The sequence below is a fragment of the Olleya sp. Hel_I_94 genome (assembly GCF_007827365.1).
Lineage (GTDB): Bacteria > Bacteroidota > Bacteroidia > Flavobacteriales > Flavobacteriaceae > Olleya.
The window spans coordinates 2137500-2154113 of the sequence record NZ_VISI01000002.1; the positions used below are offsets into that span (position 1 = coordinate 2137500).

Sequence of the window (16614 nt, forward strand, 5' to 3'; positions counted from 1 at the left end):
CTAATTTTTAAAAAAGTAAATATACTACTTTGTTGGTATACTTTTAATTGCTTTTGTTACTGTTGTTAGCTGTTTTGTGCGTTAAGGATGGAGCGGTCTGTCTGAGCTCCTCGCAGAGAGCGAGTAGCGATAGCCTGACCTTATGACACCATAAGTGTTATAAGGTAACGCCATAATAATTTTTGCATGGTTTTTGATTATCTTTGCATGAGATAGATTTATAAATAAAAAATTACAAGAATATGTATCCAGCAGAATTAGTAAAACCAATGCGTGAGGACTTAACTAACGTAGGTTTTGAAGAATTACATACAGCTGACGCAGTAAATACTGCAATTGCAAAAGAAGGGACAACTTTAGTGGTTGTAAATTCGGTTTGTGGTTGTGCAGCTGCAAACGCAAGACCAGGAGCAAGAATGAGTTTAGCAAATGACAAAAAACCTACACATATAGTAACGGTTTTTGCAGGTGTTGACAAAGAGGCTGTTGATCAAGCAAGAGCACACATGGTACCTTTTCCTCCAAGCTCACCAAGCATGGCCTTGTTTAAAGATGGAGAATTAGTACACATGCTAGAACGTCACCATATTGAAGGTAGACCAGCAGAATTAATTGCTGAAAACCTTATTGATGCTTATAACGAGCATTGTTAAGCCTTTTTTAAAGGACAACTTAAGCTAAGTATTACAGAAAAACCACGTTTTTTAAACGTGGTTTTTCTATTTTTGATAGATAGAATTTTTAATACAAAATGAGAAAAATTATTGCCTATCCTTTATCTGTTATTTATTTCCTATTTTTTGGGTTAACATTAGTTGTTTTTCACCCAATACAATGGATATGTTTTAATGTTTTTGGATATAAAGCGCATAAAAAAAGTGTGGATTACCTTCAGTTTTGTTTAATGCGATGCGTAAACCTATTAGGCTCTACACATAAATTTATAAACCCTTATCCTTTAGATAATTCTCAACCTGTTTTAATTGTCTCTAACCATCAAAGTATGGCAGACATACCTCCATTAATGTGGTATTTTAGAAAACACCATGTTAAATTTGTTAGTAAAAAAGAATTAGGAAAAGGACTACCAAGTGTATCCTACAATTTACGTCATGGTGGCTCTGTATTAATTGATCGTAAAAACCCTAGGCAAGCGATTGTCGCTATTAGGAAATTTGCAGATTATATAGAAACTACTAATCGTGCTGCTGTTATTTTTCCGGAAGGCACCAGAAGTCGTGATGGACAACCTAAACCATTCCATACTAAAGGTCTTGAAACCCTAATAAAATATGTGCCTAGTGCAATTATTATTCCTGTAACTATCAATAATTCATGGAAAAATTTGCGTTATGGAAAATTCCCTATGGGAATTGGAAATAACATCACATTTACAGCACACAAACCGGTTAAACCTAGTGATTTTGACTCTACTGAAGCGTTATTAAATCACATAGAAACTACCATTAAAAATAGCATAAAAATATAACGTTATGTCATCAAAAAATGTAAGATTAGAAGTCATGTCTTTTTTAGAAAAAGATATTGATACTTTAATAGAAAAATATTTAATCCCTGTTGAAAAAATTTGGCAACCTTCTGATTTTTTACCAAACTCTGAAGGTCCTAACTTTTTTGAAGAAGTAAGAGAAATAAGAGAATTGTCTAAAGAATTGTCTTACGATTTTTGGGTGGTTTTAGTTGGTGATATGATTACAGAAGAAGCTTTACCAACTTACGAATCTTGGCTTATGGATATAGAAGGTGTAGAACAAGATGGTAAAAACGGTTGGGCAAAATGGATTAGACATTGGACAGGCGAAGAAAACCGTCATGGTGATGTTTTAAACAAATACCTATACCTTTCTGGTCGTGTTAACATGCGCGAGATAGAACAAACCACACAACACCTTATTGCAGATGGTTTTGATATTGGTACAGCTAGAGATCCTTATAAAAACTTTGTTTATACCAGTTTTCAAGAATTAGCAACTTATGTTTCACACAATCGTGTAGCAAAATTAGCCAAAGAAAAAGGTAATAAGCAATTGGCTAGAATGTGTAAAATAATTTCGGGAGACGAGATGAGACACCACCATGCTTATAGCGAGTTTGTAGAGCGCATTTTTAAAGTAGATCCAAGCCAAATGATGCTAGCGTTTCAATATATGATGAAGCAAAAAATTACAATGCCTGCTCACTTTTTAAGAGAGTCTGGAGGTAAAATTAGCACTGTTTTTGACGAGTTTTCTAATACTGCACAACGTATAGGTGTTTATACATCTATGGACTACATAGACATTTTACAAAAATTAATTAAACGTTGGGAAATTGACAAAATAACAGACCTTAACGACGACGCTGAAAAAGCACGTGATTACTTAATGAAACTTCCAGACAGAATGTTACGTTTGGCAGACCGAATTAAAATCCCAGAAAACTCTTATCAATTTAAATGGGTTGAACCAGCCAAACTATAGTTTATGTTTAACCAAGAGCTAATTGAAGCCACTAAAACCTTTGTAAAAGACACTTTAAAAGATGCCGAAGGTGGACACGATTGGTTTCATGTGGAGCGTGTTTATAAAAATGCGCTTCTAATAGCTAAAGGCGAAATAGTTGATCCATTAGTTGTTGCGCTTGGCGCTTTACTACATGACATTGCAGATAGTAAGTTTTATGATGGTGATAGTACCATTGGTCCAAAAGTCGCTGGTGCTTTTTTGTTAAAACACAACGTAGACTCGGCAACCATTAATCATGTTATTAAAATTATTGAAAACATTTCCTATAGTTCTAATATAGGCTTAGAAAACACATTTAGGTCCATCGAGTTGGATGTTGTGCAAGATGCTGACCGTTTAGATGCTTTAGGAGCTATTGGTATTGCGCGCACTTTTAATTATGGAGGCTTTAAAAACAGGACTTTATATAATCCAGACATTAAGCCTAATTTAAATATGACTAAAGCAGAATATAAAACATCTAACGCTCCAACAATTAATCATTTTTACGAAAAATTACTGCTTTTAAAAGATAGAATGAATACTACTACTGGTCATAAAATTGCTAAACAACGACACCAATATATGGTAGACTTTTTAAAACAATTTGATGCAGAATGGAAAGGTGAGAAATAAATTATACTAGTTTAGTGATTCTGAAATTTTCAACTATTCAACATTTTAATAGTAATAACAAAACCATTTTCAGATAAAAAGCACAAAATGAAAAAAAATTGTTTAAGTCGTTTTTTTTTTTACTCTTGTCTAAGTTTTTAAAATAAAGATTAAAAAATCTACTTAATTTTTAAATCTAATATCGCGCGATAAAATCAAACAAAATGAAAGACTTTAATAATTAAATTTAACAAAATAAAAAAAATAAATATATCAAAGGTATTATACTTGTATTTTGTCTGTCGTTATTGACAGTTGGATGCACTACAGAAAAAACAGAAACAGATGACACTCGTACAGACTTGTCACTTGAAGAAAGTTTAAAAATTGATAGAAAAGGAGTATTATCATTTCAAAACAATAATTATATAATATTCAAAGATAATAAAATTAGAAAATTTAATAATGGTAATTTTGATTATGACATTATTAGTGATTTAAAAACAGAAGTAATAAACGATAAAAAAAATGAAGATTATACAATTACTTTACATAATAGTTTAGATAATACTGAAACTTTGACATACTTTAACTTTGAAGTAATTGATGGTAATAAATTAAATTTTAGTGTTTTAGCAAGCAATGGTGCTGAATTAAATAACTTAACTTTTGAATCAGAAACTATTTTAACAAGTACAAATACAGATGATAAAAATCCAGCTTTAGATAAGTATTGTTGGACTTGTATTGAAGTAATTGCTGGTTTAGTTCTTGACTCTATCATAGATGCTGTAACTTCTACAGGCAGCGGTATTGATATGACAAAAATTTGTTTAGAACAAATCAAAGCTTGTTTTCAATCTGGTGGTACTCCAACAAATATGCAGGCTTCATCTAGTTTTTTTGGTGGAGAAAACTGTAGCTTAGATTGTATACCAAACTAAATAATGAAATTTAAATTGTTTAAAAAAAACTGGCTAATGAGCTTAGGGTTATTTTTTTTAACCCTAGGTCTATTGGCTTTATACCTCTCGCAGTCACTACCTATTTCAAGTAGCATCCAACCAAACAGTTCTTTTTTTTCAATACCATATAACTTTCTTATAATTGCAGCATTAATAATAGCTCCAATATTAGAAGAAATTACATTCCGTGGTGTATTTACTAAAAACAAAATATTAAAATGGTTTTCATTAATTGCAATAATACTATTAGTAGTTTTCAGCAATACTATTGCATTAAAAATAGTTTTTGTACCCTATATACTTTCTTTATTCTATTTCAATTCTAAAAAAAACAATGTTAGTCTTAATATCTTAATTTTATTAAATGCTTTGCTGTTTTCATTTGCGCATTTAAACAATGATTATATAAATAATATCGAATATATATTTGCGCCTCTATTTATAAGATTTGCTATGGGCTTATTTTTAGTTTGGATCTGTATTAACTTTAGTATTATTAAATCTATGATTTTTCATGCTATTTGGAATCTCTGCCCAGTAGTCTTTATGAGCTATATATTATTTTTTCCAAATACTGAAATAAACCATTTTGAAAATAATGAATTAAAAGTTACTTGGAATAGAGTTAGTAAATCAACTTCCAAAGTAAATATTTTCCCTAAGACAAATAAAAATTCAATAGTCTCTGAAAGTAGTGAAGTCTTGTTTTTATTAAAATCTTTAGAATGGAGCAAAAACATGAGTGATGGTAATTATAAATTTAATCCAATAGAACCATACATGAATTATAAATTTGATATTGAATTAAAAGATACAATTCATAAATATGAAGATTTATATAATAAAATTGAAACTTTTTTAATAGCGTCAAAATTGGTTGAACGGATTAAATTAAATACCAGTTCAGATAATAAAAATGAATAAGCTTTATGTAGACTTTTTAAAACAATTTGATGCAAAATGGGAAGGTGAGAAATAAAAAAAGGTTATTTTAAGTTAGTCAATACTAACATTAAAATAACCTTTTTTACTGATTAAATGTGCTTACTCCATATAAGTAAAAGTAGTTGTATAAACACTTACGCTGTCATCCTCTAAATCTGTAGACGTTACAGTTCCGGTTGAAGGATAATTTTGAGCATCATAAACATAATTAGCAACAATCTGATAGATTGGTGTTAAATCTTCATCTTTATACGTGATTTTTTTAATGTTATTTGTAGGTAACAATAATCTAGCTTGTACAATTTCTGGTGCTTGAACATCCATGCTAAAGTTTAAATCTACATTATCCAACACATCAATAATTCCGGCTGCTTCTAGCGTGTAAAAAAATGGATTTGGTGTTGCATCATATTCAATTTCTGCAAAATATTCCACTACACTCATTGTATTGGCAACAAAGTCAAACTCTTCTTCTAAAAATCTAATACTAACAGGATTCATGTTACTATCATATTGCAAAACTTCTCCAGTTTCAAAAGCATCATAAGGCGATTCATATAATTCTTCTACATTTAATGTTTCACCTTCTCCTGTTACATTTGTTAAGTTGTCATTGTCATAAACTAATATGCTAGTTTCTACACCATCTGTGATGTTAGCGACTTGATTATTTCCGTTATAATTAATAGTAACAGATTGGTTTTCTGAAGCATCTTGAGCAGACACAACTGACAAATTAGTGATTAATTTAACTGATGCATTTTGATTTGCTTGGTTAAATTCTTCTGTAGCAGAATCTTCGCTACAGCTCATAAAAACAGCTAAAACAGTAAGTAATGTAATTTGTAATTTTAGTTTCATAAATAAATTATTGATTGATTAAATTATTAAATAAGTCACGAAAATAAAAAAATTCACAAATTTTAAGACTACACCATGGATTTTATTTCGCTTCTATATTTTGAAGCACTTTTTCCGATCACTTCGTTAAAGACTTTGTTAAAATGAGAAAAGTTATTAAAGCCACATTCAAAGCATATATCTGTAATGCTACTTTGGCTTTCGGTTAGTAATTTTGTAGCATAAAAGACACGATATTCGTTTACAAACTGCGTAAATGTTTTTCCTGTAATCTTTTTAAAATAACGACAAAAAGCTGGCACAGTAAGACTTACCTCCTGCGCTATTTGATCTAATGTAATATGATTTTGAAAATTTTTATTAACGTATTTATAAATTTTATCAATCTTATTAGTGTCTTGCGGTTGGGTTTCAAAAACGTAACCGTTTTCATTAAGTAATGTATAATCATTGGTTATTGCCAACAATTCTAGAATTTCTAAAAGTTTAGTAATTCGCTTTATACCTTCATACTTAGGAAGCTTTTCTATTTTAGGACCTACTATTTTTTTTATTTCTGGCTTAAACAGAATTCCCTTTTTTGCGCGCTCCAACAATTGCAAAATATTTTTCATTTCTGGTAACGCATTAAGCGCATCACCTAAAAATTGAGGATGAAATTGCACTAAGGTTTCTTTTCCTTTAGAAGTTAAACGGTCTGTAAATCCATTATGTGGCAAATTGGAACCAATTAATATTAACTGACTATTATTAAAATAAGACAAGTGATTACCTATATGTCGTCTTCCTTTTCCTTTATTAACATACACCATCTCTACCTCTGGATGAAAATGCCAAAATGCATCACTTCGTTTACGTTTTTTAGTTTTTTGAACCGCAATTATAGAGCTTCCAAAACTAGGTGTAATTTTTTTAAATGTAGGTTTAGTATTCACTGCATTGAACTTTTGACAAAATTACAACAACTTATAGTATGGTTGTATGCTAATTTAGCTTTAATATATGTTATTTTAACCTATAACGTTTTGGTAATACGTAATTAAGTTAAAATAGCATATAAAGTTGCCAAATGACTTGTTATTAAAACTACTCTTCTATATTAACTTTGCACCTGTAATCCTTAAAAAGATTTAGATTATGAAAAAAATTATGAAACACATTTTAGCTTTAGCAATCGTATTTGCTACGCTAAGCAGCAACGCAACAGAAGCCGTAACTTTTACAAACAAAGAGGACGGAAAAACGTTATTAATGTTTGAAAACGTTAGCCAAGGTGATCAATTATTAGTTAAAGATGCTTTTGGAATTATTTTATATAAAGAGTCTATAGAAAAAAGCGGTCAATATAATAAGTCCTTTGATTTGACATCTTTACCTGATGGAAATTATATTTTTGAATTAGATAAAAAACATCAAATTAGAACTTACCCATTTAAAGTAGATTTATCTGTAGTTACTTTTAATAAAGCTAAATTAACGGTAATTAATAAACCTGTAGTTAGCGCTAAATACAATATGGTGTATGTGACATCAAACAACCAAAACCCTACAGATTATAAAATTGAAATTTTTACAACACTAACGGAAGCTATTTTGAAAAAATACATACCGAAACCGTTAAAGATGCTATTAATTTTGGTAAAAAATTCAAATTATTAGAAGATAAAAAAGAAGATTATAAAGTCGTTATTACTTACGAAGGTCGCACATTTACATCAATTGTCAACTTTTAGTATTAGTATCCAAAAAACAAAAAAGACGCAATAATGCGTCTTTTTTTTGTTTAAAATTTAAAAAACTATTGTTTAGTTTCCAGGAAAATCTGCTTTACGTTTTTCTAAAAATGCAGTTGTACCTTCTTTAAAGTCTGCTGTACCAAAACAAGCACCAAATTCCTTAATTTCTATATCAAATCCATTAACACCATCTGTGTAGTTAGCATTTATTGCTTGAATAGCTTTACCAATTGCTACGCTTGAGTTACGCATAATTTTACTTGCTATTTTTTCGGCGAGAGGTATTAATTCTTCTAAAGCTACAACGTGATTAACTAATCCATAGTTTAATGCTGTATCAGCATCAATCATTCCTGCAGTCATAACCATTTCCATTGCACGACCTTTACCAACTAATTGTGGTAAACGTTGCGTACCACCATAACCAGGTATTACACCTAAACTTACTTCTGGCAATCCCATTTTTGCGTTATCACTGGCAATTCTAAAATGTGCAGCCATCGCCAACTCTAATCCTCCACCAAGCGCAAAACCATTGACAGCTGCAATAACAGGCGTTTGTAAATTTTGAACAAAGTCAAATAACATTTCCTGACCAAGCGCTGCTAATTTACCACCATTTTCAACAGTAAAATTTGCAAACTCGCTAATATCTGCTCCTGCTACAAATGCTTTTTCTCCGCTTCCGGTTATAATAATCACCTTAGTGTCTACGTCTTTATTTGCATTATCAAATGCATGATGAAGCTCAGTAATAGTAGCCTTATTTAACGCATTTAATTTTGAAGGTCTATTAATTGTAATAGTTGTTATTCCGTTTGCTGTTTTAGTAAGTATGTTTTCGAAATTCATATGTAAATGTTTTAATATTCTTTTGGAAATGAAACCGTAAAGGTTGTTCCAACATCTTTAACAGATGTAAAGGTAATTGTTCCTTGATAGGTTTCTACTATATTTTTTACCATTGCCAAACCAAGACCCATTCCGCTAGACTTTGTTGTAAATTTTGGCTCAAAGACTTTGTCTTTATTTTGATCAGAAATCCCTATTCCATTATCCGAAATATTTAAAACAACGCGATTGTTATCCTCAAATACTTTTACAATAACTTGAGGTATCCTATCATCTGGAATAGCTTGTATTGCATTTTTAACTAAATTGGTAATCACTCTAATTAATTGGGTACGATCAAATTTGGCAATAATTTCGTCTTTTTCTGGTGCAAACTGGATATAATCTTCATTAAAAATATCCAACGCTAAGTCTACAATTTTAACCACATCAAGTAGTTCGTTTTGTTGTGCTGGCATTTTAGCAAAATTAGAAAAAGCACCTGCAATTGCACTCATAGTATCAATTTGCTGTATTAGTGTTTTACTATACTCATCCAATTTTTGTACTATATCTGGATCTTCTGGATTAAACTTACGCTGAAAACTTTGAACCGTTAAACGCATTGGTGTTAATGGATTTTTAATCTCATGAGCTACCTGTTTAGCCATTTCTCTCCAAGCTTGTTCGCGCTCGCTTTTAGCAAGCTTAACAGCACTTTCTTCTAACTGATCAATCATGCTATTATATGCTTTTACTAAAGTAGAGATTTCTTCTGTTGTACTTTCAATTTCTATCTTTTCATTACGTTTTTCTAAACGTGTTTGATTCATTTTATCACTAATAGTTTTTAATGTTTTAGTTATATATTTTGACAAAAAATAAGCTAAAACAATTGCTATAATTAACATTAAAAGGTAAGCATATCCCAAACGCTCAAAAAATTCATTTAACTCTTTAGATAAAAAGTCATCATTTTCTAAATAAGGTAAATTTAATATGGCTAATGGTTTAAATTTCTCATCGACAATGTAGGTATAAGACGATCTAAAACTTTCTCCTTTTTCTTCTCTTAACTCGACAAATCTATGAGTAGTGGTATTAGATAATGTATTAAGCGCTTCCGCTTTTACGCATTTTTCTGCAATATCATAAGGCAATGCTGCTTTGGAAGAAATTAGCAAGGACCCTTCTAAATCGTACAAGTTAACCTGAAGTCCATGTACGTTAGCTATTTTATAGATTTCATCTTTAAAAATTAAGGGTAACTTTTCTGGAACCACCTCAAAAGAGGTTTCTTTAATAATAAAGTTAATGTGACGTTTTATGCTAATTTCTTTTCTTTCTAAACGTAACTTATGGTAATCTTGAGTTTCTTCGCTATACTGATAAGCAGCAACTAATGCAATTAAAATGGATGCCAAAAGGACCAAAAAAATCATCGCAAAAAAGATGCGAAGTCGTAAAGAAAGTCTAGTAATTTTCATTGTTTAAATATAACAATAATCACACCAAAAACATAAGATTTAGCAATGCTTAGATTAAGCTTTTGGATTTTTCTCTCTGATGCGCTTATAAACCTTAAAGCCTAACATAAGTAAAACCCCTAAAACAAAAATACCTATAACGCCAAACATCCAATTTATGGCACTTTTAAGTATTACTAAAAAGACAACTGCAAAAAGTATAAATGTGGCACCTTCATTATACATACGCATAAAATTTGAAGATTTTTTAACCACATCATTTTGTAATTGTTTAAAGTAAATATGTGTTTGAAATTGATATAAAAATAACAATACCACAAAGGTTAACTTAACATGCATCCAAGGTTGCTGCAACCAAAACGGTTGTAAAATTAATAACCAAACTGCAAAAATTGTAGCTAATATAGCACTAGGCCAAGTAATAATAAACCACAAGCGTTTAGCCATAAGCTTTAACTGATCTCCTAAAATTTCTTTATCTGGAGAGGGTTTATAAAATGCTTCTATTTGATAAACAAATAATCTTGGTATATAAAATAAACCAGCAAACCACGTGACTACAAATATGAGATGTAATGATTTAATGTAATTATAGTACTCCATAGTTTTTTTTTAAAAATAACTAGTTAAATATAGGCAATTATTAATTTAATTTAAGCCTTACTTCCCTAAGTAAAAAGAAAGCGGTTACGATTGTAGATAAAATATCCGAAATTGGAAAGGACACCCAAATACCAAATTCGCCAAAATACATTGGTAATATATACATCAAAGGAATAAAGAAAATAGCCTGTCTTGTTAATGTTAAGAATAACGCAGGTAAAGCCTTCCCTACTGCCTGAAAATAAGCAGCTCCAATTAACTGAATTGCTAATATAGGAATGGCAGCAAAAGCCCAACGCATGTTGTTTGGTGTAACTTTTAAAACCTGTATATCTGTTGTAAATAATTTAGTAATAGCTTCTGGAAACAACATTAAAATAGCAAAAACTATAGTTGCTAAAATAGTCGCATATTTAATAGCAACATAAATTACCTGTTTAACACGATCATACTGCTCTGATCCATAATTGTAACCTGCTATAGGAATAAATCCTTGCGTAATACCAAACACAGGAAATAACGCAAACATACTCATCCTTCCTACAATTGCATAGGCTGTTACAGAAGTTTCACCACCAAAATCAAACAACGCATTATTAACTAGTAAAAAAGTAACACTAACTACAGCTTGTCTTGATAGGGTTACAAAACCTAGAGATCCGATTTCGGCAACTATTTTTTTATGTAATTTAAAATGAGAAACGTTTATTTTTAATTCAGAATTATCTGATAAAAAATACCAGAAAATAAACAAAAATGACACGATATATGAGCCTGTTGTAGCCCAAGCAGCACCAGACATTCCCATATCTAATACTCCAATAAAAATATAATCTAATACTAAATTTCCAACGGAAGGAATTAGCATAGCATACATTGCAAATTTGGGTTTACCTTCTGCACGTATTACACTATTACCCATCATTACAAAACCCAAAACAGGAACTCCGTACAGGATAATCTCGTAATACACTTTTGCTGGATCAAAAATAGCACCTTTACCTCCAAAAGCAGGAATTAATTGATCTACAAAATAAAGCCCAAAAGCAGCAAAACTTACAGTAAACAACAATGTTAAAGAGACTTGATTACCAAAGGTTTTTAAAGCTTTTTCTTTATTGTCTGCACCTAAAGCACGAGAAATAATTGAAGAACCTCCAATACCAATACTCATCCCTAAGGCAGCAATAAAAAAAGAGACTGGTAGCACAACATTTATAGCTGCAATTGCTGTAGACCCAATCCATTGACCTACAAAAATAGTATCCACTAAAATATTTAGTGACATTACCAAAATACCAATAGATGCAGGCACTGCTTGTTTTATCAAGAGTTTGCTTATGGCTTCTGTCCCTAAGTTTGAAGATTTGCTTGTCTGCATTATCCCTTAACAGCAGTTTTAGACCAATCGTTAATCCAATCTGCTAATAAGTTTACCCAATTTTGATCTGTATTTAAACAAGGTATTGTTGTAAAGCCCTCTCCTCCAACTTCATGAAAAATTTCTTCTCCTTCCATTGCTATTTCTTCTAAAGTTTCTAAACAATCGCTAACAAAAGCAGGTGTAACAATCGCCATATTTTTTATACCTTGTTTACCTAAACGTTCTATAGTACGATCTGTATAAGGTTGTAACCATGGATCAAAACCTAATCTAGATTGAAACGAGGTAGAATACGTATTGACTTCCAAACCTAAATATTGTCCAACTAATCTGGTAACCTCTTTACATTGGTGTCTATAACAAAACTCATGTGCTTTACTTGCGGTTTCGCAACAACTACCATCAATTTTACAATGTCCATTAGTAATATCGCTTTTTCTAATATGTCGCTCTGGAACACCATGATACGAGAATAATAAATGCTCGTAATTTTTACCTTGTAAATGACCTTTAATAGACTCGGCTAACACTTTAATATAATCAGGCTTGTTATAAAAAGCCGGTAAGCTATCAATTTTTAAATTAGGAAAATTGGCTTGTCTAACCTCCTCTGCTAACACCAAAATGGTTTCGGTAGTTGCCATAGCAAATTGAGGATATAACGGAATTAAAAAGACTTCTTCCACACCTTTATCAACCAATTCTTGAAGCCCTTTTTTAATAGTCATACTTCCGTAACGCATAGCTAAAGCTACCGGAAAGTCTACTTTTTCTTGAACCTTTTCTTGTAACTGCTCTGAAAGCACAATTAATGGTGACCCATTATCCCACCAAATTTTCTGGTAAGCTTTTGCACTTTGTTTAGGTCTAGTGTTTAAAATTATTCCTTTAACTAAAAGCGTCCTAGCCCAAAGCGGAACATCTATAACACGCTCGTCCATTAAAAATTCTCCCAAATATTTTTTAACATCTTTTGGAGTCGGACTTTCTGGTGACCCTAAATTTACAAGTAGTATTCCTTTTTTCATCTGTTATCTTTTTCAGATGCAAAAATACAACTCTAATTTAAAATATATAATAAACTTAAGACGTTGATTATACTTATAGCTTATTATAATATAATCAAAATCTTTCAGTTAAAATTAAGTTTGATATATTTACGAGTAGATATTATTAATATATGAAAAATTACATATTTGCACTTTTCTGTGCAATTTCATTTACCTCTCTTTCACAAAATCAAAATAACGATCAAAGTTTGCTTTGGGAAATCTCTGGAAACAATTTAACTAAATCGTCATATATTTATGGCACAATGCACGTTAGTGCAAAAGTTGCTTTTAGACTAGATGATGTTTTTTTTAAGGCTTTAGAAAACAGTGAGAGCATTGCTTTAGAGTCTGACCCTTCCACCTGGTTAGCTTTTAATTACCAGACAACGACTTTAACTCCTCAAAATTACTCTCAGAGTTATGACAAAAATTTTTACTCAACACTTTTTGGAATAGAACATCCAGAGGAAGTTGCTATTAGAGGTAGTATAAGATCTGATAACAGAATGATTAATGGCTATCTGTATCGTAAAGATGGTTATGCCGATAATTTTGAAGAAGAAACCTACTTGGATATGTTTATTTATCAAGCTGGTAAAAAGAAAAATAAAGCCATTTATAGCTTAGAAGATATTGAAGAGTCTCGCTATTTAGTATCGAAAGCACAACGTAACGCAAGAAAAAACAAAATAGACCCTTGGTTAACTAAATTGTATGAAAAAGAAAACCCATATCTAGTTCAAGAAAACACTTATAGAGATCGCAATTTAGCTTTGTTAGACTCTATCGGAGTTGCTTCCAACACTGAGTATTTTAGAGAAAACATGTTGTACATACGCAATGCCAATATGGTACATGTTTTAGACTCATTAATGCAATCACAATCCGTATTTGCAGGTGTTGGCGCTGCACATTTACCAGGAAATAAAGGGATGCTAAAAATGCTTGAAGACAAAGGTTACACAGTAAAACCTTTACTATCTAAACAAACGACTGTCGCACAAACCAAAAAAGAACAAATTGAAGCATTTATTGCACCAACTAGCATTACAAAACAAAGTACACCTGACGGTTTTTTAACCCTAAAGGCTTTTACGGAACTTTATGAGTTTTATTATGGTGGTCAAAAATATTACATATCTCCAGACATGACCAATGGTGCGTATTTAACTATTAGTAGGTTTAATACTTTTGATTATTTACCAAACGACAAAGAAATTTCTTTAAATAGATTAGATAATTTTTTATTTGAGGATATTCCTGGAGATATTATCAAAAAAGAAATACTATCCAATCCGTATCCAGGTATCAGTATTTTAAATAAAACTAAAAAAGGTGACTATCAAAAATATCATATATACAAAACACCTTTAGAAGTAGTCGTGATAAAATTTGCTGGTCAAAAAGAGTATGTTTTAAAAAATGAAGCACCAATATTTAAATCTATAAAATTTAAAACACCAACAAATACATTAACAACCTTTACCTCTGCTTACAATAAATACAAGGTTAATTTTCCAGAATACCATACCACAGATAACGTCCAAAATGCAGGACAAAAATTAATCCAAGGTAAAATAAAAGACGATTATTATTTTGTAAAAGAAGTCGCTTTTAACGATGTCTACTATATTGAAGAAGATAAATTTGAAGCTAAATATATCGTCACCAACTTTTTCAAAGATTTTGAAATTGAAGATTCTACAGGAGAGTACAAAAACAACAAATATTACAGTTATGAAGGTGTAGCAAAAAAGGACTCAACGTCTTTAGAAAACATCCACTTAAAAAGTATAGTAAAAGACGGAAGCTACTTTTTATTAGGCTACATTGGTACTAATAAAGACCTAGCAGATAACTTTTTTAAATCCTTTAAATTTACACCTATTAATCAGGAAGGGTTTACAAAAATAATTGACACATCGTTACATTTTTCTGTAGTCACTAACACAAAATCAACGCCTCCATACGACTATTACAGCTATAGTACACCTAAAGATTACGAAGAAAAAACTAAGCGCACCACTTACTATTCAAAATCAAATGAGCAAGTATACATAAGCAAACTAAAATTTCATGATTTGCAGATGTACAAAAATGTAGATAGCCTATGGAATGAAATTGATGCAGAATTAAAAGCTGTTGAAAAAATTGACGGATTCAAAAAATATAATATTTCTGACAAGAAAAAGTATAAAAAAGATAATCAGTATGTTTATGAGTACACCTTAAAAGATTCGTTAAGTGCAAAAGCAATCTTAGTAAAAAACATACTTAATAAAGGTGCTCTATTTGAAATTAAAAGCCTAACGGACACGCTATCAAAACCAACACCTTTTATCGCTAATTTTTATAATACATTTCAACCTTTAGACACGTTGTTAGGAGAATCTGTTTTTAGTGACAAAACTGAACGTTTTTTTAAAGCACTACGTGATAACGACAGCATAGTATTTAAAGCAAAAAACAAAGTGAAGTTTAATAAATCTAACGCAAGTACTATGATAGATTTGATTAAAAACTTTGATTTTCCGGATAATAAAGAAGATTTTAAAACTTTTTTAATTTCAGAATTGGCAAAACTTGAAGACCCTAGAACAGATGCTTTTTTAAATAATTTATACGAAGAGTCTTACTCTAAACCTGATATTCAAAACACTATTTTAAGGTCACTTTTAAATAAATCAACAAAAAAATCTTATGCTACTTTTTTAGATCTACTTAATAAAGACCTACCCTTAAGTGGATCTATTAGCTCAATGTTTTATAATTATAACGACTCGTTAGCGCTTAAAAAAACACTTTTTCCTGACCTATTAGAATACACATCAATTGAGGAATATAAAGAGCCTATTTACGAGCTGTTAGCAAAATTAAAAGACAGTAGTGTTATTAAAACAAAAGCTTATAAAAAATACAGAAAGCAATTAATAAAAGATGGTAAAATAGAAGTTAAACGAAGCTTAAAATCTAAAGCAAGTTATAATTATAGATCTTACAGTAGCTCATTATATGCTTTTGTAAAATTAATTTTTCCGTTTAGAAAAGAAGCCGAAGCTAAAAACTTTTTCAACAAACTATTAGATAGCGACAATGTTACTGCACTTACAACATATTATGTATTATTAGAAGAAACTGGAGAAGCAATACCAGAAAAATTAAAAGAAAAAACAATAGACGACTATAAAAACCAAGCCAACTTAGTAGACAAAATGTATCGTAAAAAGCTATACAAACAGTATCTAACAGAAAAAATTAGTCAAGAAATGTATGCTAAATCTAGTTTGTTTGGAAACACAACTATCGAAAAAGAAAGAGATTCTATTTATTTTTTAGGCAAAAAAACCTTTAAAACAGACGACGATCAAGAGGGAGACATGTATTTTTATATGTTAGTACAAAAAGAGGATAAGGATGAAACCAAACGTTTATATTATGCAGGCTTTTTAAAATCTAAAACAAAAGACAGGCTCCAGACTGAAGTCTATTACGACTCTGGTTACAGTGGTAATTATATCGATCAAAACGAGGAAGAAGATAAATTAATGAAAGATGTTTTAGACCTAGTTATCCATAAAAACCGAAGACGACTGGACGATAGTGGTTACTAAACAAACAAAAAGCGCTTAAT

15 protein-coding genes are annotated in these 16614 nt (G+C 30.7%); 8 read left to right on the forward strand and 7 right to left on the reverse strand.

What is annotated here, in order from left to right:
* The first annotated feature begins 242 nt into the window (after positions 1-242).
* From JM82_RS12825 to JM82_RS12850, 6 genes are all read left to right on the forward strand, one after another.
* Complete coding sequence (locus JM82_RS12825; protein ID WP_145004630.1) at positions 243-653, forward strand: BrxA/BrxB family bacilliredoxin; 411 nt, start codon at positions 243-245, stop codon at positions 651-653.
* Positions 654-751: 98 nt separating this feature from the next.
* A complete protein-coding gene (locus JM82_RS12830; RefSeq protein ID WP_145004633.1) occupies positions 752-1489 on the forward strand; it encodes a lysophospholipid acyltransferase family protein in 738 nt (245 codons plus the stop codon).
* A 4-nt stretch (positions 1490-1493) separates the two neighbouring features.
* Entirely contained in the window at positions 1494-2480 is a 987-nt protein-coding gene (locus JM82_RS12835; RefSeq protein ID WP_145004636.1) for an acyl-ACP desaturase, read from the forward strand.
* 3 nt (positions 2481-2483) lie between these two features.
* Complete coding sequence (locus JM82_RS12840; RefSeq protein WP_145004640.1) at positions 2484-3140, forward strand: HD domain-containing protein; 657 nt, start codon at positions 2484-2486, stop codon at positions 3138-3140.
* A 287-nt stretch (positions 3141-3427) separates the two neighbouring features.
* Positions 3428-4063, forward strand: coding sequence for a hypothetical protein (locus JM82_RS12845; protein ID WP_145004642.1), 636 nt, complete (start codon positions 3428-3430; stop codon positions 4061-4063).
* Positions 4064-4099: 36 nt separating this feature from the next.
* Positions 4100-5008 (forward strand): type II CAAX prenyl endopeptidase Rce1 family protein, encoded by a 909-nt coding sequence (locus tag JM82_RS12850; RefSeq protein ID WP_186439221.1) that lies wholly within the window; start codon positions 4100-4102, stop codon positions 5006-5008.
* Positions 5009-5128: 120 nt separating this feature from the next.
* Here the strand turns inward: JM82_RS12850 and JM82_RS12855 are convergent, their stop codons facing one another.
* Both JM82_RS12855 and JM82_RS12860 read right to left on the reverse strand, forming a co-directional pair.
* A complete protein-coding gene (locus tag JM82_RS12855; RefSeq protein WP_145004648.1) occupies positions 5129-5890 on the reverse strand; it encodes a hypothetical protein in 762 nt (253 codons plus the stop codon).
* A gap of 68 nt (positions 5891-5958) precedes the next feature.
* Positions 5959-6825 carry an AraC family transcriptional regulator gene (locus JM82_RS12860; protein WP_145004651.1) on the reverse strand — a complete coding sequence of 289 codons (867 nt, stop codon included), beginning with the start codon at positions 6823-6825 and terminating at the stop codon, positions 5959-5961.
* 202 nt (positions 6826-7027) lie between these two features.
* Here JM82_RS12860 and JM82_RS12865 point away from each other — a divergent pair, with 202 nt between their 5' ends.
* Entirely contained in the window at positions 7028-7549 is a 522-nt protein-coding gene (locus JM82_RS12865) for a hypothetical protein (protein ID WP_186439222.1), read from the forward strand.
* A gap of 146 nt (positions 7550-7695) precedes the next feature.
* Here JM82_RS12865 and JM82_RS12870 read toward each other — a convergent pair whose 3' ends face one another.
* Genes JM82_RS12870 through hemH form a run of 5 tightly spaced genes read right to left on the reverse strand, consistent with a single transcriptional unit; the run spans position 7696 to position 12959 of the window.
* The gene (locus JM82_RS12870; protein WP_145004658.1) at positions 7696-8478 is read right to left on the reverse strand and encodes an enoyl-CoA hydratase/isomerase family protein; all 783 of its coding nucleotides are present in this window, start codon (positions 8476-8478) and stop codon (positions 7696-7698) included.
* Between the two features lie 11 nt (positions 8479-8489).
* On the reverse strand, positions 8490-9944 hold the full coding sequence (locus JM82_RS12875; RefSeq protein WP_145004661.1) for a sensor histidine kinase: 1455 nt from the start codon (positions 9942-9944) through the stop codon (positions 8490-8492).
* A 54-nt stretch (positions 9945-9998) separates the two neighbouring features.
* Entirely contained in the window at positions 9999-10547 is a 549-nt protein-coding gene (locus tag JM82_RS12880; protein WP_145004665.1) for a CopD family protein, read from the reverse strand.
* 40 nt (positions 10548-10587) lie between these two features.
* Positions 10588-11928, reverse strand: coding sequence for an MATE family efflux transporter (locus JM82_RS12885; RefSeq protein ID WP_145004668.1), 1341 nt, complete (start codon positions 11926-11928; stop codon positions 10588-10590).
* Positions 11928-12959: a ferrochelatase gene (gene hemH, locus JM82_RS12890; protein WP_145004671.1), complete on the reverse strand. Its 1032-nt coding sequence runs from the start codon at positions 12957-12959 to the stop codon at positions 11928-11930. Before hemH ends, JM82_RS12885 begins: the two co-directional genes overlap by 1 nt.
* 152 nt (positions 12960-13111) lie before the next feature.
* Between hemH and JM82_RS12895 the strand changes: the two genes are divergently transcribed.
* The gene (locus JM82_RS12895) at positions 13112-16594 is read left to right on the forward strand and encodes a TraB/GumN family protein (RefSeq protein WP_145004673.1); all 3483 of its coding nucleotides are present in this window, start codon (positions 13112-13114) and stop codon (positions 16592-16594) included.
* The last annotated feature ends 20 nt before the right edge of the window (positions 16595-16614 follow it).